This is a genomic window from Flavobacterium psychraquaticum, from assembly GCF_034497725.1.
GTDB classification, from domain to species: Bacteria; Bacteroidota; Bacteroidia; order Flavobacteriales; family Flavobacteriaceae; genus Flavobacterium; species Flavobacterium psychraquaticum.
The window spans coordinates 490,030-511,855 of sequence record NZ_JAXKVR010000030.1; the positions used below are offsets into that span (position 1 = coordinate 490,030).

General features: G+C 31.1%; 23 protein-coding genes. 13 read left to right on the forward strand and 10 right to left on the reverse strand.

All coding sequences use genetic code 11. The features are described from left to right. Position 1: 1 nt before the first annotated feature. Genes T1L09_RS11915 through gmd form a run of 4 tightly spaced genes read right to left on the reverse strand, consistent with a single transcriptional unit; the run spans position 2 to position 4,033 of the window. Positions 2 to 727 carry an FkbM family methyltransferase gene (locus T1L09_RS11915; RefSeq protein ID WP_322551188.1) on the reverse strand — a complete coding sequence of 242 codons (726 nt, stop codon included), beginning with the start codon at positions 725 to 727 and terminating at the stop codon, positions 2 to 4. Continuing rightward, positions 728 to 2,035 carry a lipopolysaccharide biosynthesis protein gene (locus T1L09_RS11920; protein WP_322551189.1) on the reverse strand — a complete coding sequence of 436 codons (1,308 nt, stop codon included), beginning with the start codon at positions 2,033 to 2,035 and terminating at the stop codon, positions 728 to 730. Then, positions 2,035 to 2,976: a GDP-L-fucose synthase family protein gene (locus tag T1L09_RS11925; RefSeq protein WP_322551190.1), complete on the reverse strand. Its 942-nt coding sequence runs from the start codon at positions 2,974 to 2,976 to the stop codon at positions 2,035 to 2,037. Before T1L09_RS11925 ends, T1L09_RS11920 begins: the two co-directional genes overlap by 1 nt. Next, entirely contained in the window at positions 2,960 to 4,033 is a 1,074-nt protein-coding gene (gene gmd, locus T1L09_RS11930) for a GDP-mannose 4,6-dehydratase (protein ID WP_322551191.1), read from the reverse strand. The genes T1L09_RS11925 and gmd overlap by 17 nt, the downstream gene beginning before the upstream one ends. 145 nt (positions 4,034 to 4,178) lie before the next feature. Between gmd and T1L09_RS11935 the strand changes: the two genes are divergently transcribed. The 4 genes from T1L09_RS11935 to T1L09_RS11950 are packed head-to-tail and all read left to right on the forward strand — an operon-like array spanning position 4,179 to position 8,597. Continuing rightward, complete coding sequence (locus tag T1L09_RS11935; protein ID WP_322551192.1) at positions 4,179 to 5,507, forward strand: O-antigen ligase family protein; 1,329 nt, start codon at positions 4,179 to 4,181, stop codon at positions 5,505 to 5,507. A gap of 1 nt (position 5,508) precedes the next feature. After that, positions 5,509 to 6,492, forward strand: coding sequence for a UDP-glucuronic acid decarboxylase family protein (locus T1L09_RS11940; RefSeq protein WP_322551193.1), 984 nt, complete (start codon positions 5,509 to 5,511; stop codon positions 6,490 to 6,492). Further along, positions 6,493 to 7,845 (forward strand): undecaprenyl-phosphate glucose phosphotransferase, encoded by a 1,353-nt coding sequence (locus T1L09_RS11945; RefSeq protein ID WP_322551194.1) that lies wholly within the window; start codon positions 6,493 to 6,495, stop codon positions 7,843 to 7,845. Beyond that, positions 7,845 to 8,597 (forward strand): glycosyltransferase family 2 protein, encoded by a 753-nt coding sequence (locus T1L09_RS11950; protein WP_322551195.1) that lies wholly within the window; start codon positions 7,845 to 7,847, stop codon positions 8,595 to 8,597. Before T1L09_RS11945 ends, T1L09_RS11950 begins: the two co-directional genes overlap by 1 nt. Positions 8,598 to 8,627: 30 nt before the next feature. On the opposite strand, the gene T1L09_RS11955 is transcribed toward T1L09_RS11950, so the two are convergent. Both T1L09_RS11955 and T1L09_RS11960 read right to left on the reverse strand, forming a co-directional pair. After that, entirely contained in the window at positions 8,628 to 9,950 is a 1,323-nt protein-coding gene (locus T1L09_RS11955; RefSeq protein ID WP_322551196.1) for a phenylacetate--CoA ligase family protein, read from the reverse strand. Positions 9,951 to 9,967: 17 nt separating this feature from the next. Next, entirely contained in the window at positions 9,968 to 10,627 is a 660-nt protein-coding gene (locus tag T1L09_RS11960) for a hypothetical protein (RefSeq protein ID WP_322551197.1), read from the reverse strand. Between the two features lie 104 nt (positions 10,628 to 10,731). Between T1L09_RS11960 and purD the strand changes: the two genes are divergently transcribed. Beyond that, complete coding sequence (purD, locus tag T1L09_RS11965; protein WP_322551198.1) at positions 10,732 to 12,003, forward strand: phosphoribosylamine--glycine ligase; 1,272 nt, start codon at positions 10,732 to 10,734, stop codon at positions 12,001 to 12,003. A 21-nt stretch (positions 12,004 to 12,024) separates the two neighbouring features. Here the strand turns inward: purD and T1L09_RS11970 are convergent, their stop codons facing one another. Further along, complete coding sequence (locus T1L09_RS11970) at positions 12,025 to 12,255, reverse strand: DUF6341 family protein (RefSeq protein ID WP_322551199.1); 231 nt, start codon at positions 12,253 to 12,255, stop codon at positions 12,025 to 12,027. Positions 12,256 to 12,301: 46 nt separating this feature from the next. On the opposite strand from T1L09_RS11970, the gene T1L09_RS11975 reads away from it, so the two are divergent. Next, positions 12,302 to 13,231 (forward strand): DUF6427 family protein, encoded by a 930-nt coding sequence (locus tag T1L09_RS11975; protein ID WP_322551200.1) that lies wholly within the window; start codon positions 12,302 to 12,304, stop codon positions 13,229 to 13,231. Here the strand turns inward: T1L09_RS11975 and upp are convergent. Then, entirely contained in the window at positions 13,226 to 13,879 is a 654-nt protein-coding gene (gene upp, locus T1L09_RS11980; RefSeq protein WP_322551201.1) for a uracil phosphoribosyltransferase, read from the reverse strand. The genes T1L09_RS11975 and upp overlap by 6 nt on opposite strands. A gap of 72 nt (positions 13,880 to 13,951) precedes the next feature. Here upp and T1L09_RS11985 point away from each other — a divergent pair, with 72 nt between their 5' ends. The 3 genes from T1L09_RS11985 to T1L09_RS11995 all read left to right on the forward strand — a co-directional run bounded on the left by T1L09_RS11985 (position 13,952) and on the right by T1L09_RS11995 (position 16,360). Then, on the forward strand, positions 13,952 to 14,557 hold the full coding sequence (locus tag T1L09_RS11985; protein ID WP_322551202.1) for a DUF4254 domain-containing protein: 606 nt from the start codon (positions 13,952 to 13,954) through the stop codon (positions 14,555 to 14,557). Positions 14,558 to 14,567: 10 nt separating this feature from the next. Further along, a complete protein-coding gene (locus T1L09_RS11990; protein WP_322551203.1) occupies positions 14,568 to 15,617 on the forward strand; it encodes a glycosyltransferase family 9 protein in 1,050 nt (349 codons plus the stop codon). Positions 15,618 to 15,718: 101 nt separating this feature from the next. Next, positions 15,719 to 16,360, forward strand: a complete 642-nt coding sequence (locus T1L09_RS11995; RefSeq protein WP_322551204.1) for a hypothetical protein — start codon at positions 15,719 to 15,721, stop codon at positions 16,358 to 16,360. Here the strand turns inward: T1L09_RS11995 and T1L09_RS12000 are convergent. Both T1L09_RS12000 and T1L09_RS12005 read right to left on the reverse strand, forming a co-directional pair. Then, positions 16,357 to 16,665 carry a hypothetical protein gene (locus T1L09_RS12000; RefSeq protein ID WP_322551205.1) on the reverse strand — a complete coding sequence of 103 codons (309 nt, stop codon included), beginning with the start codon at positions 16,663 to 16,665 and terminating at the stop codon, positions 16,357 to 16,359. The two genes, T1L09_RS11995 and T1L09_RS12000, sit on opposite strands and share 4 nt — an antisense overlap. 37 nt (positions 16,666 to 16,702) lie before the next feature. Beyond that, positions 16,703 to 17,752: a 2Fe-2S iron-sulfur cluster-binding protein gene (locus tag T1L09_RS12005; protein WP_322551206.1), complete on the reverse strand. Its 1,050-nt coding sequence runs from the start codon at positions 17,750 to 17,752 to the stop codon at positions 16,703 to 16,705. Between the two features lie 138 nt (positions 17,753 to 17,890). Here T1L09_RS12005 and T1L09_RS12010 point away from each other — a divergent pair, with 138 nt between their 5' ends. The 4 genes from T1L09_RS12010 to T1L09_RS12025 are packed head-to-tail and all read left to right on the forward strand — an operon-like array spanning position 17,891 to position 21,815. Then, on the forward strand, positions 17,891 to 18,226 hold the full coding sequence (locus T1L09_RS12010) for a PadR family transcriptional regulator (protein ID WP_322551207.1): 336 nt from the start codon (positions 17,891 to 17,893) through the stop codon (positions 18,224 to 18,226). A gap of 1 nt (position 18,227) precedes the next feature. After that, on the forward strand, positions 18,228 to 18,863 hold the full coding sequence (locus tag T1L09_RS12015) for a hypothetical protein (protein WP_322551208.1): 636 nt from the start codon (positions 18,228 to 18,230) through the stop codon (positions 18,861 to 18,863). Next, positions 18,863 to 19,522 (forward strand): hypothetical protein, encoded by a 660-nt coding sequence (locus T1L09_RS12020; RefSeq protein WP_322551209.1) that lies wholly within the window; start codon positions 18,863 to 18,865, stop codon positions 19,520 to 19,522. The genes T1L09_RS12015 and T1L09_RS12020 overlap by 1 nt, the downstream gene beginning before the upstream one ends. A 19-nt stretch (positions 19,523 to 19,541) precedes the next feature. Then, positions 19,542 to 21,815: an alpha/beta hydrolase family protein gene (locus T1L09_RS12025; RefSeq protein WP_322551210.1), complete on the forward strand. Its 2,274-nt coding sequence runs from the start codon at positions 19,542 to 19,544 to the stop codon at positions 21,813 to 21,815. Positions 21,816 to 21,826 lie beyond the last annotated feature (11 nt).

Consider the following 21,826-nt stretch of genomic DNA (forward strand, 5'->3'; position numbering starts at 1 on the left):
TTTAACCTCTTTTATATAATAAATCTACTTCAATATATTTGTTTTTTGAGCCTAAATTAAAATCTAACATGCCACAAACTTCAAATCCGTTTTCATTTAAAAATGTGTTAACTTCTGTAAATGTAGGTTGATTGGTGTAAAGGGTTTCAAGATTAGCTTCAATAATAATGTAATTTACTTTTTGAATAATATTCACAGCTCCTTTTAACACTTCCAATTCAAATCCTTGCACATCAAGCTTTAATAAAGTTGCTTTAGGGATTTGTATTTCTTTAAAAAAAGTATCTAAAGTTGTTATTTTTACATCAATTTTTTCAATATGTTCTTTTGGATAATATTTATTTTCTTCACTAATGTCTAAAATAGAACTCACATGACCATATTTATTTTTATTGAACGATATAAAACCATCTTCATTTCCAACGGCTAAATTATAAACTTTTATGTTTTTTATTTTTGAAAATTTTTGTTCAATATTTAAAAAATGATCCTCAAGGGGTTCAAAAGTATAAATTTGTGCCTCTGGATAAAAAAAATTAGAAGCCTTACTAAATTGACCAGAATTTGCGCCAACATCGATAATTAAATCTAATTCAGAAACAATTTGCTTCAAATTAGTTAAAATTTCAAATGAAGAAATTGAAAACAATTTTCCACGAAATAGATTTGTTATCCACTTTGTTTTGAAAATAATAAACAATTGTTTCAAAATAATATTATATTTCATTTATTTAATTTTATTGATTATTCTATAACTTTTAAACGGGAAAGTGATTGTCCAGATAATTAAGATCATCAAGGAAGACAAAACTACACCATTAATTCCCAATCCTAAATTTATAAAAAAATAGGATAATGGTACCTTTACTATCACACTTAATACTAATACCAAAATATATAAATTCAAATGTCCTACACCATAGAGAAAGTAAGTGTAGAACACGGTAAATATTCTAAGAGTCGCAACTAAAGCTGTTAACAAGATAAAATAGGCTGGTACATTTATGGTTTCCTTTATCCATAATTTCAACACAAAAGGGCATAGTAACATTGCTATAATATGAACAACAATTATTGCAATATAATAATTATTAAACTTTCTAAAGGAATCTGAAAGCGCTTCCTTATTTCTATCGATATAATTTTTAGCAAAAACAGACCACATCGGATTTAATACGGCCATAAAAACTAAGACAGGAAACTGAAAATATTTTGTAACTACCTCATAAATTGCAACTTCTGAAGGGCCAAATGCATTAGAAATAACATATTGATCGGAAGAAAATATAAACATCACACCCATTTGCGTAATTAAAAATTTTCCACCTAGTTTTAAAATGTCTTTTAAATAAGTTCCTTTTAAATTAAGGGATGATTTTAAATTTATCTTTTCTTTCTTAAAAAAGCGATAAGTATAAAACAAATTAATAGTTAAAGTAAAGAAACCGTTGATTAGAGTTATGGCAAGTAGTTTGTCTGTCGAATCAATATTTGGAAGTAATAAAGTACATATCCAAACAAAAAAAGTTAAAACAATTTGATTTACTGCAATTGATTCTTCTGCATATTTTCCTTTTAAAAACGCAACATATAATGATTTTTGTAAATTTGCAATAAGGCCTAAACAAAAGAAAAATATATTTAAAAGGAATAGGGTCTTAACAAATTTTGATGATTGAAAATCAATGTTCAAATAAGTGTTTAAGTCTATAAAATAGATAAACACGAAGAATATAAAAAAAATAAATGCAGCTAAAATAATAGTTAGAAAATAGTTGGTCTTGATATAGCTTTTTATCATATCGAGATTATTTTCAGCAATAAGCACCGGAATTTTTGTTTTTAAGGAGGATTGAATTCCAAAATCCATTAGTAAAACTAATTGAAATAAAGTAAAGACTAAAACCCATAAGCCATAATTTTCCTGGCCTAAATAATCCATTAACAAGCGAATAGCTACAAATAAAGAAATACCAGATATTCCTTTATACACACCACTCATAATTAAATGATTATTCGAAATTTTTTGTAGCATTACTTAAAATTACTGTATTTAGTATCTTTTAGCCATACTAAAGTCTTGTTAATGCCTTCTTCAAGCGATATTTTATGTTTCCAACCAAGATTATTTATTTTAGAAACGTCTAATAATTTTCTAGGAGTTCCATCTGGTTTCGACGAATCAAACATAAGATTTCCTTCATAACCGACCGTTTTTTTTATTAAAAGAGCTAAATCTTTAATAGCTAAATCTTCACCTGTGCCAATATTAATTGTTTCTGCACTATTGTAATTTAACATCAAAAATAAACATGCATTTGCCAGATCATCTACATATAAAAATTCTCTTTTTGGAGAACCGCTTCCCCATATTGAAACTTCATTTGTATTATTATTTTTCGCTTCAATAAATTTTCTTAATAAAGCTGGCAAAACATGAGAGTTATTTAAGTCAAAATTATCATTTACGCCATACAAGTTTGTAGGCATAGCTGAAATAAAATTACTACCATATTGTTGTTTGTAAAACTTACACATTGCTACACCAGAAATTTTAGCAATAGCGTAAGCTTCATTCGTTGGTTCTAAGGATCCGGTTAACAAACTGTCTTCACTAATGGGCTGTTCAGCATATTTTGGGTAAATACATGAACTTCCCAAAAACAGTAATTTTTTCACATTGTTCAAATGTGAGTGATGAATTACATTATTTTGTATCATCATATTTTCATATAAAAACTGCGCAGGATAAGTGTTATTGGCAAGAATTCCACCCACTTTTGCAGCAACTAAAAAAACATAATCTGGTTTGTTATTTTCGAAATAAGCGGCAACATCAGACTGAATTCTTAAATCCAATTCTTTGGAATTTGGCAACATAAGATTTAGAAAACCATTTTGTTTCAATTCTCTTACTATAGCTGACCCGACCATTCCATTAGAGCCAGCAACGAAAATTTTAGCTGTTTTTTCCAAGTTCTCTTCTTTTTACGTGTTCTAAATCGTGATGAACCATAATTTTTACTAATTCTTCGAAAGAAGTTTTATTTGGGTTCCATCCTAGGTTTTGTTTTGCTTTGTTAGGATTACCCAATAAAGTTTCTACTTCTGCGGGTCTGTAATAATTTGGATCTACTTCAATTATTGTGGTTCCGCTCGCTTTGCAGATTCCCTTTTCATTTTCTTCTTCTCCCTGCCAAACAATGTCAATTCCAACTTCTTTAAATGACAATTCACAAAACTCTCTTACAGAGTGTTGCTCACCTGTTGCAATAACATAATCTTCTGGCACATCTTGTTGAAGCATTAACCACATGCATTCTACGTAATCTTTTGCATATCCCCAATCTCTTAAAGAGTTTAAGTTTCCTAAATAAAGTTTTTGTTGTAGACCGTGTTTAATTCTTGCTGCGGCCAATGTGATTTTTCTTGTCACAAAAGTTTCACCTCTTCGCTCTGATTCATGATTGAAAAGAATACCATTAACAGCAAATATATTATAAGATTCTCTATAATTTTTTGTAATCCAAAAAGCATATATTTTAGCCACACCATAGGGACTTCTGGGATAAAATGGAGTCGTTTCTGTTTGCGGAATTTCTTGCACTTTACCAAACAATTCAGATGTTGAAGCTTGGTAAATCTTAGTTTTTTGTTCTAAGCCGCATATTCTAACAGCTTCTAATAAACGAAGAGTTCCTATACCATCAGTTTCGGCAGTGTATTCGGGTAATTCAAAAGATACCTTTACATGTGACTGCGCCGCTAAATTATATATTTCATCGGGCTTAATTTGTTGTACTAAACGAATTAAATTAGTAGAGTCTGTCATGTCTCCATAATGCAATTTAATTTGTTGTTTGTTGTGTAAGTCCTTTATTAAGGACTCAATATATAAATGTTCGATACGTTCTGTATTAAATGTAGAACTTCGTCTAATTATGCCGTGAACTTCATATCCTTTTTCTAATAGTAATTCTGCTAAATAAGAGCCATCTTGACCGTTTATTCCTGTTATTAAAGCTATTTTCATTTAAAACACCTATTTGACTTGCAAATATAAAACTATAATTAAATTAACACCTTATTTACGGATAAATATTGAATAAAGAATATAACTAGAAGAAAGAAAAAAATTATATCTTGCATTGATTATGTTCACAAAATAATATGATTAAATGAGCAAGTTAAAATTTCAAGACAATCTGTTTTTTCAAATGATTAAAAACGATTTTAAAGGCAATCTTCTTTTACTATTATTTGTGCTTGTTTTAATCACAATTCCTCTGAATAATTTTATAAACAATTCGTTTTTAGTACTGTTTTTTGTTTGTTCCTTCTATTTTTTTAAAAAGATTGATCTTTTTATCGCCAAAGAACAAGTTCTAGTAGTTCTTCTTTATTTCGTAATGTTGCTTTCATACACATGGACAGTCGATAAAGACTTAACATTAAAAGCCTTGCCAAAAGAGATTCCCTTATTGTTAATTCCTGTTTGCTTTCTTTTTATTTATAAATCTTTCACTCGTAATCAGAGTAAAATCATTAAATATTACAGTTATTCAATTATACTTTTAACATTTATCTTTTTTTTAAAAGCAATTTTCAACTACTTTATTTCAAATGATATAAACGTTTTTTTGTATCATAATTTAGTTTCAAAAGAGTTAAATGCGATTCACTTTTCTGTTTTTGTAAGCATTTCGCTGTTTTATTTTCTGACAAAAGATTCTAAAAAAAGTTTAGATTACAGTATAACGATTTATCTTTTTCTTTTTTTATTATTATTGTCTTCAAAAATTATGATTTTTACTACCGTAATATTAATTGCGGTTTATTTTTTCTTTTTTTCTAAATCTGCTAATAAAATGCGCTTGCGAAATTTAATTATTCTAGCGGCTGCTATTTTTACATTTCTATACTTTGGAAAAATTAAAGAAAAGGTACAATTTGAATTTAACATAAAATCAGAAAGTAATATTGGGCACACGGTCATTAATAAAAAAGAGATCGGATCTAATATTATTAGTATGAAAGAAGCTTGGTATAACGAAAAATTTAACCAAACGGACTATTTTTCAGGAACTTCTTTCCGAGTTTATCAAACACGTTTGTTTTTTGAATTTTTAAAAGAAGAGTCGATTTTTTGGACCGGATTTGGACTGAATGCTTCTTATAAAAAAATAGAAGAGAAAGGAATTTATTATAATGTATTTCAAGGCACTAACGAAATTGATGGTTATCAGAAAAAGAATTTTCACAACCAATATATTCAGGTTTTTGCAGAATTAGGTGTTGTTGGTTTCTTATTATTGCTTCTAATTTTAGGCTTGAACTTAAAAAACGCCTTTAAAAACAAAGATTTCGTCCATATTGCTTTTGCAATTCTAATGATAAGCTTATTTTTGACCGAATCTTTTTTGTGGAGACAAAGAGGTGTTGTGTTTTTTACAGCTTTTTATTGTTTGTTCAACACAATTCATTTATCAGAAAAAGAAAAAAAATAACATGAAAAGAATATTAATTACTGGTGCAGCCGGTTTTCTTGGCTCTCATCTTTGCGATAGATTTATCAAAGAAGGCTATTTTGTTATCGGAATGGATAACTTAATTACAGGCGATTTAAAAAATATTGAACATTTATTTAAAGATAAAAACTTTGAATTTTACCATCACGACATTACAAAATTTGTACATGTTCCAGGAAACCTCGACTATATTTTGCACTTTGCCTCACCGGCAAGTCCGATAGATTATTTAAAAATACCAATTCAAACCTTGAAAGTAGGTTCTTTAGGAACACACAATTTATTAGGATTAGCACGCGTTAAAGGTGCTAGAATTCTTATTGCTTCCACTTCTGAAGTATACGGTGATCCATTAGTGCATCCACAAACGGAAGAATATTATGGAAACGTAAACACGATTGGGCCGCGTGGCGTTTATGACGAAGCTAAGCGTTTTCAAGAATCCATTACAATGGCCTATCATACGTTTCATGGTGTAGAAACTAGAATTGTCCGTATTTTTAATACTTACGGACCGAGAATGCGCTTAAACGATGGTCGTGTAATTCCAGCTTTTATAGGACAAGCACTTCGTGGCGAAGATTTAACTATTTTTGGAGACGGAAGTCAAACACGTTCGTTTTGTTATGTAGATGATCAAGTAGAAGGTATTTTTAGATTGTTGCATTCTGATTACCATTTGCCTGTAAATATTGGTAATCCAGATGAGATTACGATTAAAGATTTTGCAGATGAAATCATTAAATTAACAGGAACCAATCAAAAAGTGGTATATCATCCCTTGCCAATTAATGATCCAATGCAAAGACAACCTGATACAACCAAAGCAAAAGAAATTTTAGGTTGGGAAGCAAAAGTGTCAAGATCCGAAGGCATGAAAATTACGTATGATTATTTTAAGACGCTCTCGTCTGAAGAATTGTTAAAAGAAGAACATAAAGATTTTACAAAATACATTCATTAATTGAAAAACAAAACCGGAAGATACTCAGTTTATATTAGACCCATAATAATATTTTTAGATTTATTAATCGTAAATCTACTAGTATTATTATGTATGAGGTCTGCTATGAGTAATTTTGGTTATCATACTATATTGACCATTTTTTGGTTGATCATATCGTATTATTCAGGATATTATGAAGTATATCGTTTTAGTAAAGGAATTGAAATCTTTGGTAAATTATTAAAACAATTTTTCTTTATCAGTTTAATCACCTTTGCCTATGTTGGATATAAATATAAATATGTAACAACAGATGAAGTTGGAAGATACATCCTTTGGTCTTTTATTCTTGTTGGATTATTAAAATTTTCAATTTTCTTTCTGTTAAAAAAATATCGTCTTTTATATGGAGGAAATCACAGAAATGTAATCATTATTGGTAACGGAAAAAGCGTTGACGAATTAAAAGATTTTTTCACAAACAATCCCGATTATGGATATAATTTAAACCATGTTTTTGATTTTAAAAAAAATAAGAAAACCGAATTGGGAGATTGCAAAAACTATGTTATTGAACATAAAATAGATGAGATTTACGCATCAATAAGCACACTTACTAATAGGGAAATCAATAATTTAATTCATTTTTCGGATAATAATTTAAAAACTATTAAATTTTTACCCGACAGCAAAAATACTTTTTTACGAAATTTAGCTGTTGAATATTATGGTTATATTCCCATAATTTCTCTTAGAACAATCCCTTTAGATAAAGAAGTAAACAAACGTTTGAAGCGTTTTTTCGACTTCGTTTTTTCTTTAATAATTATCGTCGGAATTATGTCTTGGTTAACACCATTAATAGCGCTTTTGATTAAACTAGAATCAAAAGGGCCGGTGTTTTTTAAACAAAAAAGAAATGGATTGAACTATGAGGAATTTTCATGTTATAAATTTCGCTCGATGCAGTTAAATCCTATTGCAGATATAGAGCAAGTGCAGAAAAACGATCCGAGAATTACAAAAGTGGGAAAGTTTATTAGGAAAACGAGTATTGATGAGTTACCTCAATTTTTTAATGTTTTACTTGGAGAAATGTCTGTTGTAGGACCAAGGCCTCATATGGTGAGCCATACAGAAATGTATGCTAAAAGCATCGATAAGTTTATGGTGCGCCATTTCATTAAACCAGGAATTACCGGCTTAGCCCAAACTAACGGTTTTAGAGGAGAAGTTGAAACAGAAACCGACATCATTAATAGAGTAAAATACGATATCTTTTATCTAGAAAATTGGTCACTATTGCTAGACATTAAAGTCGTTTTAGCTACTGTGGTTAACGCAGTTAAAGGGGAAGAAAAAGCCTACTAATGAAAGCGCTAGTTTCCATTATAACTCCAGCTTATAATTCCGCAAAATTCATTTCCGAAACCATTCAATCTGTGCAAAACCAAACCCATGAAAACTGGGAAATGATTATAGTAGACGACGGTTCTTCAGATGAAACACTAGCAATTGTGCAAGCGTTTATTGATAAAGACAAACGTATTAAATTCTACAAATTAGCACTTAATTCGGGACCAGCTGTAGCCAGAAACACCGCTATTGAAAAAGCTTCTGGTGATTTTATGACGTTTATTGATGCCGATGATATTTGGTTTCCTACATTTATAGAAAACAGTATAAAAACAATTCAAGAAACCAAAATTCCTTTTGTATTTTCTTCTTATAAACGAAGTAATGAACATATGGAATTCGTTTATTCAGATTTTATTGTGCCTCAGAAAGTTTCTTATTCTGATATTTTAAAATCGAATTCAATCAGTTGTCTTACCGCTTTTGTAGATGTTAAAACGCTAGGCAAAAAATACATGCCCTTAATTCGAAAACGTCAAGATATGGGTTTGTGGTTGAATTATCTAAAAGTCATTCCATTTGCGTACGGAATTCAGGAAACACAAGCCATTTATCGCATCAGACAAAATTCGCTTTCTAGAAAAAAATCAGATTTGATTAAATACCAATGGCAATTTTATAGAGAAGTGGAAAAGTTGCATATTTTTCAAGCTTCTTATTATATGATGCATTGGATGTATCGCGGTTTTATGAAATATAGAAATTAGTTTTCGACTTCGTGCAAACTGATAAATGAATCATAAATTCGACTGAAATTGCTTCAATTTTCCGCTTTCCGTGCGTTTCAATACTTCTTTTCTGTTGTAAGTAAAATGCAAACCTGGTTCTAAATAATTGGCAATTGCTTTTTCAATTTCCATAATTTGACGGGAAGTTAAAGCAATCGAACTAACATAGTCAATTTCAAAAGTGTCTAATTTAGTTTGACGAATTATAAATTCTTTTACATTACCACCGTCTTCGATGATACTTTTAGTAACGTAATAAAATGTTAAACCTGGCGATTTTTTTCCACTAGGTAAAATAGCGATATCACTTGTTCTACCTATTAATTTTTTTAGAATAGGTTTTTTTAATGTACTTTTTTCGTCTAAAATTCCAACGTCACCTATTTCATAACGAATAAAAGGATTGGCTTTGTTGTACAAGGAAGTAATCACAATTTTACCTTCAATTCCATACGGAACAGGTTGATTTTTTTCATCTAAAATCTCTACAAATAAGGTTTCTGAATTTACTTGCCATTCGTCTTTCGTCCCGACACTTTGGGATTGAAAAGCGATTAAGTCCAACTCTGAAGCTCCGTATTCATTCACAATTGGAATTCCTAAATGCTTTTCCAGTAGCATTTTATCTTCTTCAAAAAGCATTTCCGATGTCACCATACAGACTTTTAAAGTCGGACAAAAATCAGTTAAAATGATATTTCTGGCTTGTAAATATTTTCCAAAAAGCACAATCGAACTCGTGTAACCATTGATGTAATCAAACTTTTTATTTTTAAAATGATTGAAAACGCCATCTAAAACTTTGTCCGATAAATCAAAAATTGGAAAGCGAAATCTTTTACTCAAAAAGTCTTTTAAACGTTCTTTTCTGTAACCTATAAAATCCAACGGAATGCCATAAAATCGAGCTTGATACGACGAATTAAAATCAATTGCATACCAACCAAAACGATGAATGATTGAAGCCCAAGTAATTGCGTGCGCTTCCTTATCTTTTGCAAACACAAACGGATCGCCACTGGAGCCAGAAGTTTTATTAATAAAAACTGATTTTTCAGAATATCCTTTAGAAAGACGTTCTTTTAAGGGTTTTTGTAAGTCTTTTTTGGTCAAAACTGGTAAATCTAACCAGTTTTCACACGTTTCTTTCCCAACTAAATCGCGATAAAAAGAATTGTTTTTCAGGTGGAAGGCAACGATTTCTTGCTTTTTATGTTCTAAATATTCCGGATAATTAACTTCCGAGACAGCTATTATTTTGTCAAAATCAATCTGAGCTTTCTCAATTGGAAAACCGCTTAATTTTAAAGAAAGATGAAACAAGTTGAACATAAAATAAGAGTTACCTTTTAGTTATAATAGGACAAATATAATTGGTGTTTGTATTTTGGCGACACAATTTTTATCTCATTCGTATTTCTATTTTGAAGCGTTATTTTAATACCTTTTTTATAAAAAGTTTCATTTTCTGTCTTATAAATTTCTTGTTCGGAATGCGTACAATCTTCATATTCTTTCGTGAAAATTATTTTTCCAGTCGATAAATTAAAATCGGAATTCAACCAATATTCACAAGGAGCACCAGACATACTTGAATAACCAATTAAATAAAACGCCTTATTTTGAAAGCGATATTTTTCTGTGTAACCCCATTTCCACCGACTTCCACCATAATGACTTATTGATAAAACACCGTTTTTAATTAAAATACTTTCAAAAGGATCTCCCATCATTCCACCATCTTTACTACCTAAAAGTACGTTTTTTGATTGTTCGCAAATAATCCAGTCTTTATTCTTTTTTTTGTAGATAATCAATTCTCTCGAGACACTTTCTTCATCCTGATTTTCTTTATCACAATTATAAGCAACTACTAATTCATCAACTCCATCTTTATCTAAATCGCCGTGGACGGAAGCAACTACACTGAAATTTGATGGAATAGGAATTTCCTGTCCTACCGCAAGAAGAGCAGCGCTAAAAAAGAATAAAGAAAAGCAGTTTTTCATAGTATTCAAAAATATACAATCCAGAATCGATAAACTATTTAGTGGAAACTTTTTTTTAAAAATAAAACGAAGTATTTTTGCCACACAACGTAACAACTCACAAAATGACAATTTTACTACTTGGTTCTGGCGGACGCGAACACGCATTAGCTTGGAAAATGCTTCAATCTTCAAAATGTACTTCCCTTTTTGTTGCACCTGGAAATGCCGGAACCGCTTCAATCGCAAAAAATGTTGCTTTAAACCCAATTGATTTTGAAGCCGTAAAAGCTTTTGTCTTAAAAGAGAAAGTTGAAATGGTAGTTGTTGGCCCAGAAGATCCTTTAGTTTTAGGAATTTACGATTATTTTAAAAATGATACTGAAATCAATCATATTCCAGTAATTGGCCCTTCAAAAGTGGGGGCTCAATTAGAAGGAAGTAAAGAATTTGCCAAAGAATTTTTAGTGAGACATAATATCCCAACGGCTAAATACGAAAGTTTCACAGCAGAAACGGTTGAAAAAGGCTGTTTGTTTTTAGAAACTTTAGAAGCTCCTTATGTTTTAAAAGCAGATGGATTAGCCGCTGGAAAAGGTGTTTTAATTTTAGCTGATTTAGAAGAAGCTAAAACTGAATTACGTAATATGTTGATTGGGGCGAAGTTTGGTGCTGCAAGTTCAAAAGTCGTAATCGAAGAATTCTTAGATGGAATTGAATTAAGTTGTTTCGTTTTAACGGACGGAAAATCTTATAAGATATTACCAACCGCAAAAGACTATAAAAGAATAGGAGATGGAGATACGGGATTAAACACTGGCGGAATGGGAGCTGTTTCACCCGTACCCTTTGCAGATGCTGTTTTGTTAGAAAAAATTGAAAATCGAATCGTTAAACCAACAATTGATGGTTTGCAAAAAGATGGAATTGAATATAAAGGTTTCGTATTCATTGGTTTAATCAATGTAAAGAACGAACCAATTGTTATTGAATATAATGTAAGAATGGGCGATCCGGAAACGGAAGTAGTAATGCCAAGATTAAAAAGTGACTTAGTTGAAATTTTTGAAGCCATCGGGAATCAAGAATTAGATAAAATTACTTTAGAAATCGATGAAAGAGCTGCAACAACTATTATGGTGGTTTCTGGGGGTTATCCAGAAGAGTACGCTAAAGGAAAAGAAATTTTTGGTTTAGATAAGATTAAAGATTCTATTGCTTTTCATGCAGGTACTTCTTTAGAAAATGGTAAGGTTGTTACCAATGGTGGACGTGTAATAGCTGTAACATCCTATGGGAATACCTTTGAGGAAGCCATAAAAAAATCTTACCAAAGTATAGAAAAACTACAATTTGATAAGATGTACTTTAGAACAGATATTGGTAAGGATTTGTAAAAATCCCTACCAATATCGTTTTTATTTCAAAAACGAGTGAGCAGTTGTGTCTTGAGTGTCTTCGTTGTTATCATTAAACATTTTTAATTGTTTAACCCAATAAACCATAGCCCCAATACAAATAATCACAAAAACCCAGTTTAAAATGTTAGCAATCCACCAGTTGGTCAATTCTATTTCTCTTAATAAATCATAAGGAGCTAATAAAAAATCTGTAAAAAGCGATCCTATTCCTTCAAATAATGATTTCATTTTAATAATGTATTATATTTACACTACAAAAATATAAAATATTCGCATGATAGCAAGCGTTTTTAGTAAAACAAGACCATTTAATTATTTAGTAATAGGAATTCTATCGCTATTGTTTTTTGTTTTTAAGTTCATTTCCATTGAAAAGCCTGCAACAGATTGGATTTTTTATGTAGGACAAGTTGGTTTATTTGTGCTAATATTTTCATCTTTAGCTATTTTAAATTTCATTGCACTTAAGAATGGCTTGACCAAGAATAATAATTATGCCCTTTTATTATTTTTTGTATTTTTATTGTTTTTCTCGTCTACTTTACAAAATAAAAATATAGTTATTTCCAATTTTTTGTTGCTTTTAGCTTTGCGAAGATTGATTTCTTTGAAGTCGTTACTGTCCACTAAAGAGAAAATTTTTGACGCCTCATTTTGGATTCTTTTAGCCGCGTTATTTCACTTTTGGAGTATTCTTTACATTATTTTGGTGTTTATTGCGATTATTCTTCATGTTTCTAGAGACTATCGCAATTGGATTATACCCTTTATTGCTCTATTTGCTGTAACAATTCTATTTTTTCTAGTTAATAGTTTCTTGGATAATTCGTTGGTAAGCAATCTATTGAGTAAAACATACGTAAGTTTTGATTTCTATTATTTTGATAATATTTATCAGCGAATTGCACTAGCACTTTTTTCTTCAATAAGTGTGTTTTTCTTTGTTTCCCACATTTTTGATATTCCTAGTAAAGCCTTGAACATGCAATCTTCTCACAAAACAATTTTATTTTCTTATCTATTAGGAGTTGGAATTTATTTGCTGTCGGCTAATAAAAACAATGGTAGTTTAGCTTTTTGCTTTGCCCCTTTATCGATTATGGGTGCTAATTTTATAGAAAAAATAGAGAATAATTTAATTCGAGAAATTGTTGTTTATTCCTTAGTAACATTAGGATTGCTCTTTTTTATTATGCAATTATAACTTACTTCCATAAGCTAAATCACCCGCATCTCCAAGACCAGGAACAATGTAGTTTTTTTCATTTAATCCTTCATCAAGAACCGCTACCCATAAATGGCAATTTTTAGGAATGTTTTCTTCTAAATAAGCAATTCCTTCTGGTGTAGCAATTACTACGGCAATGTGAATTTCTTTAGGTTTTTGTTCTAAATGTAATTTATTTAAAACCGCTACCAAAGATTGTCCAGTAGCTAACATGGGATCAATTAAAATTAAATTTTTATCTTCAAACGAAGGAGCGGCTTGATATTCGACTAATATTTCGAAAGCGTCGTCGTTATTGTAATGATTGCGATATGCCGAAACAAATCCGTTTTCCGCATCGTCAAAAAAATTCATAAAACCTTGATGCAAAGCTAACCCTGCACGAAGTATTGAACACAAAACTACAGGTTCTGCAATTGTAGTAGTCTGTTTAATGCCGAGTGGCGTTTGCACAGCAATTGCTTTATAATCTAGGGTTTTACTCAGTTCATAAGCCATAATTTCTCCAATACGCTCAATGTTTTTTCTAAAACGCATGCTGTCTTTTTGAATGTGAACATCACGTAATTGGGTTAAAAAATGATTTAGAATGCTGTTTTCTTCGGAGATATAATGGATTTGCATGGTTTTATTTTTTATTTTCAGGATAAAAGTACAAAATTTCGCTATTTTTGTATGAATTTAAAAAAGATAAATATGTTTGCTGAATTTGCCTTTCCTATTTTTGAACAAAGTATCAAAACGTATCACATTGTAAATGATGTGTATCAGCCTGTTGTAAATCCTTATGAAAAAGGAACGATTGAATATTTATTATTTGCTAAAAACTGGGTAGACACTGTGCAATGGCATTATGAAGATATTGTTCGTGATCCAAATATTGATCCGGTTGCTGCTTTGGATTTAAAACGTAAAATTGATGCATCAAATCAAGTTCGTACGGATATGGTGGAATATATCGATAGTTATTTTTTAGATAAATATAAAGACGTTCAAGTAAAACCAAACGCTAAAATCAATACGGAAAGTCCTGCTTGGGCAATGGACCGCTTATCAATTTTAGCTTTGAAAATTTACCACATGAACGAAGAAGCTACTCGTGCAGAAGCAACAGCAGAGCACAGAGCTAAATGTCAAGAAAAATTAAACGTATTGTTAGACCAAAAAAGCGATATGTTCATTTCTATTGGTCAATTAATAGAAGAATTTGAATCAGGAGATAAATTTATGAAAGTATACAAACAAATGAAAATGTATAACGACGAAGATTTGAATCCGGTGTTGTATCAGAATAAGAAATAGTCATCGTTAGATGCCTAAACCAAAACACATACTAGTAATAAGGCTCTCAGCAATGGGCGACGTCGCAATGACGGTCCCGGTACTGAGGGCTTTTTCATTACAATATCCTGACACTAAAATTACTGTAGTTTCAAGACCTTTCTTCCAACCTTTTTTTGATGGAATTCCGAATGTGTATTTCTTTGGTGTCGATTTAAATGAACGTCACAAAGGATTTTTTGGTTTAATGCGTTTGTTTTCCGATTTAAAAAAACTGAATATTGATGCTGTTGCCGATTTACACAATGTGCTCCGATCTCAAGTGGTTCGCACTTTCTTTGCGCTAAGCGGAATAAAAGTAGCTGCAACCAATAAAGGAAGAGCCGCTAAAAAAGCACTAACCCGATTAGAAAACAAGGTTTTAGAACCTGTGAAAGCAATGATTGAAAGACATTGTTCCACTTTTGAAAAGTTAGGATTTCCGATTAATCTGAAAAATCCGCAATTTCCAGAAAAAACGATTTTATCAGATGAAATCACTACAATTACTGGAACAAAAAAAACGAATTGGATTGGAATCGCACCTTTTGCACAATATGAAGGTAAAGTGTATCCAATCGATTTAATACAAGAAGTAATCGACGAGTTTGCTAAAAATCAAAACCAAACTATTTTTTTATTTGGTGGTGGCGACAAAGAAATTCAACTATTAAATCAATTACGAAAGCAATATCAAAATGTCATCGTTTTAGCGGGGAAACTAAAATTCAAACAAGAATTAGAAGTAATTTCGAATTTAGATGTAATGCTTTCTATGGATTCTGGAAACGCACATATTGCTGCGATGTTAGGTATTAAAGTTATTACGCTTTGGGGAGCAACGCATCCTTTTGCAGGATTCAAACCTTTCAATCAGCCGGATGATTTTTGCATTACTTCCGACGGAGAAAAGTTTCCCTTATTACCAACTTCTATTTATGGAAATAAAAAAGTTGCAGGCTACGAAGATGTAATGCGAACAATTTCAGTCGAAAAAGTTGTGAAGGCTATCGAACAGCAGTTGTCAAATTCTTCAAAATAATTAATTTCCCACAATTCAGAAGCTAATTCTTACAGTTCATCCCTTTTTTATATTTTCTGAAAAGCTGTTTATCTAGTTTTGATCTATAAAATAAGAACAAGATGGAATTTATAGTCAAAATCGGTATTTACATTCATGCATTTTTCGGTACTATCGCACTATTGTCAGGACTAGGTAGTATGCTTTTTCAAAAGGGAAGTAAAAACCACAAAAAGTCAGGTAAAATGTTTTCAATTTCTATGATAATCAGTTCTGTACTATCATTACCAATTGCGTGGATGCCGAATCATAAAAACATGTTTCTATTTTTAATTGGAATCTTTACCATTTATTTAGTGCTTTCAGGAAATAGAATCTTACTTTTTAAAAATAAAAGTAAAGCTAATTTGCTGGACAAATTTATTTCAGGTTCGTTATTTTTCAGTGCAATTTTAATGCTTGTTTTTGGAATACTTCACATTTTACAAAATCAAAACGGAGGAATTTTGTTTTTGTTTTTCGGAATAATAGCATTAGTAATGTCGATTCGTGATTTTAAGTTCTTTAAAAATATTGACAAAACGAAAATCCTTCCTTTTCACATAGGTAAAATAACTGGAGCTTATATTGCTTCTGTTACCGCTTTTTTAGTTGCGGGAATACGGTTGGAAGGAATACTTTATTGGATTATACCTACAATAATTGGAGGTTTTGTTATTATTTACTGGACCCAAAAAATAAGTCCAAAGAAGAAAATAGCTTAAAGATAAATCTGATTGTCGCGACAAATGTCTAAAATATACCTTTTAAGGTTTGCAATTGTTTCCTTATAATCGGGTTCATCATATCCAAAGCGTTCGTGTTCGGTTTGTTCCTTTTCTAAAGCATTACAACCTTTCAAGACTTCTTTAATCATATCTAAAAGAATCAATTCTTTACTTTTAGCTTGTTCGAATTTGAATTCAATTAACTGATCTTCTAATTGTTCACAATAAACCAAAAGCTCCTGTACTTCGGGTTCATCCAAAAGTTCAGGAGCTTTTTTAAAAAGTTCGAGTTTATTGATCATAATTCTTCTTTACGGAATTCGTAACTTTTCTGAAATACTAAATATCGTCAAAATCTATTTTTATAGTAGCCGATGTCGGATGCGCTTGGCAAGCTAAAATTAAGCCCTCAGCAATTTCATCATCAGACAAAATTTGATTCTTTTTCATTTCGGCAGTTCCTTCAGTAATTTTACAAATGCAACTGCTGCAAATTCCGCCTTGGCAAGAATAGGGAACATCTAAACCTTGTTTCAACGCAGCTTCTAAAAGCGTTTGCTTCTGGCTCATTTCAAAAGAGCTAGTTTCATCATCTACAACAATTGTTATTTTAGTATGTCCTTCTAAAGAACCTGAAATTTCATTTTCCGTTGTTGAAGCCGTAAATAATTCAAATTTGATGTCTTTTTCACTTACATTATGTTCTTTTAAAACACCTGAAACCAGATTAATCATATCTTCTGGTCCGCATAAATAAAATTTATCAAATGTTTTTTCGCTGTGTTTTTGCGACAATACATTGTTTACAGCAGCTTTATCAATTCTGCCGAAGAAATCGCCTTTGTTGGAATTGCTATAAGCATAATGTACAAAAAATCGCGCTACATATTGTAACTGTAATTCGTGCAATTGTTGGTGAAATATTGCTTGTTCTGGTGTTTTATTTCCGTAAGTTAACACAAATGTGCTTTTTGGTTCACTTTCTAAAACGGATTTTATGATGGATAAAACAGGAGTAATTCCACTTCCAACTGCAAAACCAGCATAGTTTTTCTGACGGTCGGCGTTGGGTTCAAAAATGAATTTTCCTTCTGGAGTTCCCACTTCGATAACGTTTCCTACATTTAATTTTTCATTGGCAAATCTCGAAAAGAAACCACCTTGAACCGCTTTTATAGCAATTCGAAGTTCCCCACTGTTTGGCGCCGAACATATCGAATAAGCACGACGAATTTCTTGTCCGTCAAGCGTAATTTTTAAATTAACATATTGGCCCGCAACGAACTTATAGAAATCTTGGAATTCTAAAGGAACATTAAACGTTAAGGAAATTGCCGAAGGGGTTTCTCTGGTTATTTCTTTTATAGCCAATTTATAAAATGTAGACATAGCGTATTATTTTCCACAAAAATACTACTAATAAAGAAATTAAGAAATAGAAATAACGTTTCTCTACGAAAATTTTATACCTAAGACAGTTATACATAAGAAAATTATGCATACATTTGTTTTTGAAATTTATACCCTATGAAAAATTCACAATTATATAAAGGAAGTTTGAACACCATCATAATGAAGCTTTTAGAGGAGAAAGGGCGCATGTATGGTTATGAAATTACTCAAAAAGTAAAGGAAATCACTAAAGGCGAATTGCACATTACCGAAGGCGCTTTGTATCCGGCATTGCACAAATTAGAAGCGGAAGGGTTGCTTGATGTAGAAGTAGAGAAAGTAGATAATCGCTTAAGAAAATATTATAAACTTACCGAAAAAGGCACCACAGAAACCGTAAACCGGTTGGCAGAATTAGAAGAATTTATTAAGAACATGCAAACGATTGTAAATCCTAAATTGAGTTATTAGTATGAATATTACTACAGCAAATATTACGTATATTGAAAATTATTTGAAATCTAATGGTGTTATTTTTGATGATTTAAGAATTGAGTTAGTTGACCACATTTCGTCAGCTGTTGAATTTGAAATGGCAAAACACGACCTTGGATTTGAAAAAACGTTTTCAAAATATGTATCCGAAAACAAATCGGAATTTTTAAATCCAAACGAGCCAAATAACAAATGGAATTTCACGCTAGCACTGAAAACTTTTTTCAAGTTTCTGATTAATAAAAATGTGATCATGGTTGCACTCTTGTTATTTATTGTTTTTCAACGAAATTATTTTGAAATCATAAAAGAGCACAGTTCGTCCATTCAACTTTATGCAGTGCTAACACTTATCGTTTTTAGTTTGGGATGGATAGCATTTTTTAATGGTGTTTTTAAAAAGCGTTTTTTCGCGTTGGAGAATAATTTTAATGTGATGATTCTCTTTTTTGGTCTATTTAATTTAGCAAGAGTTCTGATAATTCCGCAAAGTGAATTAGCTGTAAATCTTACACTTATTTATGGTATTCTTACGGTTTTATTTATTTGGTTTATTGCTAAAACGACTTATAACTACTACAATAAAAACAAACAACTTTATACCGCTTGCTAATGAAACTCACACAAGAACAAATCAGTCAGTTAGAAGATTACGTTGCGAAAAGTAATGTGGTATTTTACGAAGTTTACATGGAAATCCTAGACCACATGATATTGACGGTAGAAGAAATGATGCTTGATGAAAATCGCTCGTTTGAGCAAGCATTCCAAATTCTTAAGGAGAAAGATTTCAGTAAAACTGAAATTAGTAGAATTTCGAGAAACAGTTCAAAAATTTGTAATAGTAGAATGTTTGCAAATTTTAAAAATCATCTGCGAATGCAAACAAAACCATTCTACTTAGGTTTGAATCTACTTATATTTATTTTTATTTTCTTGTCAAAAAATGCATTGGACGGTACTTTATTAATGTTTATTGCAATTAGTATTATTTCATTAATTGACCTTCCGTTTTTCTATACTAATTACCGCCAAAAAAAATTAGTAGTACTGAACACGCACAATTTGATGTTTTATTATGGTGTTGTTCCACTGATTTTCATTGCATCAATGGCGATGGTGAACACCTTTTTGAGAGAAAGTAATTTGTTTAGTTCGATTTATACTAACCTCATACTTCCTTCCTTCTTTGTCTTGCTTTTCATTGGTTTTTCATTCAATTTGAAGCAGAGAAAAAAGACATTTTCTGAAGCAAAACAATACGTTTATTAAAAACTAAAATTACAGAAAGATGAAAAAATATAGTATTTTAATTGTGTTATTTGTCCTTGGATTGACAAATAGCTTCGGTCAAGAAATGGGTTCGTGGAAAGGAATTTTAAATGTTCAAGGAAATGAATTGGAAGTTATTTTCAATTTAAAAGAAGTAAATAATCAACTTACTTCTACAATGGATATACCAGCTCAAGGAGCAATGGGTTTGCCAATGGATGCAACAGTTTTGACTAATAATAATTTGGAAATCAACTTTACGCAAGCGGGAATTGTATACAAAGGAATTTATAAAAACGAAAAATTCACAGGCACTTATTACCAAGGTGGTTTAGCACTTCCTTTAGAATTAGAAAAGCTGACAAAAACAGGTTTAGATGCGAAAGATTTAGAATCTTCCGAAGCACAATTAAAAGCGATTGCAGATTTTGACAAAGGTTCTTTCAAATATTCAGTAGAAGATTTTATGGAAACTTCTAAAGTATCGGCCTTTCAATATGCGCCCAATGGGAAATATCTTTCTTACCGGGAAAAAGATGCGTCCGGAAAAAATCATGTCTATGTAAAAAACACAGCTACAAATGAAATCATTAAAGCTCTTGCAGAAACGAATCGTGTGATAAAAGGATATGGTTGGATAAATGACAACCGATTATTGTATGTAATGGATAAAGACGGTGACGAAAAAACACATATTTATGCCGTAAATATTGATGGTACAAATAATGTAGATTTAACTCCTTTTGAGGGAGTTACAGCTGGACTGTTGAATGGTTTGGAAGAACAAGAGGATTATATTATCGCTTTAATGAACAAGGATAATTTGCAAGTTTTCGAACCTTATAAAATTAATATTAATACCGGAGCTTTAGAAAAATTATATTCGAATACAGACCTATCAAAACCTATCAGTTCTTATTTATTTGATAAAGAAGGCGTTTTAAGAGGTTATGCAAAGTACATCAATCAGGGTTTATCCTTCGAATACTATTATAAGGGAAGTGGTTCCGGTGAATATACTCTCTTAGTTGAAGCGGAATCAAATAATACTTTCGGCGTTCTTACTTTTAATTATGCTTCTAATAATCCAGATGAAGCTTATGTGATTACAAATATTGATTCAGACAAAACTAGAATTGTTTTATATGACTTAAAGAAAAAACAAATTATTAAAGAAATCTTTTCTCATGACAAATACGACGTTTCATCAATTGTGTTGGATGAACTTCGAAATTATGAAATTGCTCTTTTAGGCTATAATGGCGCAAAGTATGAAACTAAAGCCGTCAGTAAATACTATCAAAAACTATACAAAAAATGGAGTAAAGAATTTAAAGGGAGTAAGTTTAGTATAGCAGGAAGAACAAAAGATAATTCTAAATATTTACTTCTTGTTGCAAGCGATAAGAATCCAGGACAATATTATGAATATCAGGCGGTGAATCAGAAAACAAAATTACTTTATGATTTAAAGCCAAAATTAATCGAAGGCGATATGGCAGAACAACGGCCTATTACTTTTACAAGTAGAGATGGTTTAACGATTCACGGCTATATCACATTGCCAAAATCCGTTTTAGCAGGTAAAAAAGTGCCACTAATTGTTAATCCGCACGGTGGCCCACAAGGCGTCAGAGATTCTTGGGGTTTTAACCCGGAAGCCCAACTCTTCGCTTCGAGAGGTTATGCTACACTTCAGGTTAATTTTAGAATTTCGGGAGGTTATGGTAAAGCTTTTTTCGAAGCAGGATTTAAGCAATGCGGTAGAAAAATTATGGATGATATTGAGGATGGCGTAAATTATGTACTGGAACAAGGTTGGGTAGATAAAGATAATATTGCTATATATGGTGCTAGTCACGGAGGTTATGCCACATTAATGGGCTTAGTTAAAACACCCGAATTGTATACATGTGGTGTAGATTATGTAGGGATTTCAAACATTGAAACATTTTTTAAATCGTTTCCACCCCACTGGAACGAACAAAAGAAATTAGTTTATAAATACTGGTATGACTTAGAAGATGAAGCAGAATTAGCAATTGCCAAACAAGTTTCCCCAATCAATAATGTTGATAAAATCACGAAGCCTTTATTTGTAATTCAAGGGGCAAATGATCCCAGAGTAAATATTAATGAATCCAACCAAATTGTAAAAGCTTTAAGAGCAAAAGGCTTTGAAGTTCCTTATATGGTAAAATATAACGAAGGACACGGCTTTGTTAGAGAAGAAAACAAGATTGAATTATATAAAGTAATGCTAGGTTTTTTCGCTCAAAATTTAAAACAGTAGAAATTTTTATT

Coding starts and splice junctions, on each gene's coding strand:
- T1L09_RS11915 (WP_322551188.1), bottom strand. CDS start 727: ATGAAATATAATATTATTTTGAAACAATTGTTTATTATTTTCAAAACA.
- T1L09_RS11920 (WP_322551189.1), bottom strand. CDS start 2,035: ATGCTACAAAAAATTTCGAATAATCATTTAATTATGAGTGGTGTGTAT.
- gmd (WP_322551191.1), bottom strand. CDS start 4,033: ATGAAAATAGCTTTAATAACAGGAATAAACGGTCAAGATGGCTCTTAT.
- T1L09_RS11935 (WP_322551192.1), top strand. CDS start 4,179: ATGAGCAAGTTAAAATTTCAAGACAATCTGTTTTTTCAAATGATTAAA.
- T1L09_RS11940 (WP_322551193.1), top strand. CDS start 5,509: ATGAAAAGAATATTAATTACTGGTGCAGCCGGTTTTCTTGGCTCTCAT.
- T1L09_RS11950 (WP_322551195.1), top strand. CDS start 7,845: ATGAAAGCGCTAGTTTCCATTATAACTCCAGCTTATAATTCCGCAAAA.
- T1L09_RS11955 (WP_322551196.1), bottom strand. CDS start 9,950: ATGTTCAACTTGTTTCATCTTTCTTTAAAATTAAGCGGTTTTCCAATT.
- T1L09_RS11960 (WP_322551197.1), bottom strand. CDS start 10,627: ATGAAAAACTGCTTTTCTTTATTCTTTTTTAGCGCTGCTCTTCTTGCG.
- purD (WP_322551198.1), top strand. CDS start 10,732: ATGACAATTTTACTACTTGGTTCTGGCGGACGCGAACACGCATTAGCT.
- T1L09_RS11970 (WP_322551199.1), bottom strand. CDS start 12,255: ATGAAATCATTATTTGAAGGAATAGGATCGCTTTTTACAGATTTTTTA.
- T1L09_RS11975 (WP_322551200.1), top strand. CDS start 12,302: ATGATAGCAAGCGTTTTTAGTAAAACAAGACCATTTAATTATTTAGTA.
- upp (WP_322551201.1), bottom strand. CDS start 13,879: ATGCAAATCCATTATATCTCCGAAGAAAACAGCATTCTAAATCATTTT.
- T1L09_RS11985 (WP_322551202.1), top strand. CDS start 13,952: ATGTTTGCTGAATTTGCCTTTCCTATTTTTGAACAAAGTATCAAAACG.
- T1L09_RS11990 (WP_322551203.1), top strand. CDS start 14,568: ATGCCTAAACCAAAACACATACTAGTAATAAGGCTCTCAGCAATGGGC.
- T1L09_RS11995 (WP_322551204.1), top strand. CDS start 15,719: ATGGAATTTATAGTCAAAATCGGTATTTACATTCATGCATTTTTCGGT.
- T1L09_RS12000 (WP_322551205.1), bottom strand. CDS start 16,665: ATGATCAATAAACTCGAACTTTTTAAAAAAGCTCCTGAACTTTTGGAT.
- T1L09_RS12005 (WP_322551206.1), bottom strand. CDS start 17,752: ATGTCTACATTTTATAAATTGGCTATAAAAGAAATAACCAGAGAAACC.
- T1L09_RS12010 (WP_322551207.1), top strand. CDS start 17,891: ATGAAAAATTCACAATTATATAAAGGAAGTTTGAACACCATCATAATG.
- T1L09_RS12015 (WP_322551208.1), top strand. CDS start 18,228: ATGAATATTACTACAGCAAATATTACGTATATTGAAAATTATTTGAAA.
- T1L09_RS12020 (WP_322551209.1), top strand. CDS start 18,863: ATGAAACTCACACAAGAACAAATCAGTCAGTTAGAAGATTACGTTGCG.
- T1L09_RS12025 (WP_322551210.1), top strand. CDS start 19,542: ATGAAAAAATATAGTATTTTAATTGTGTTATTTGTCCTTGGATTGACA.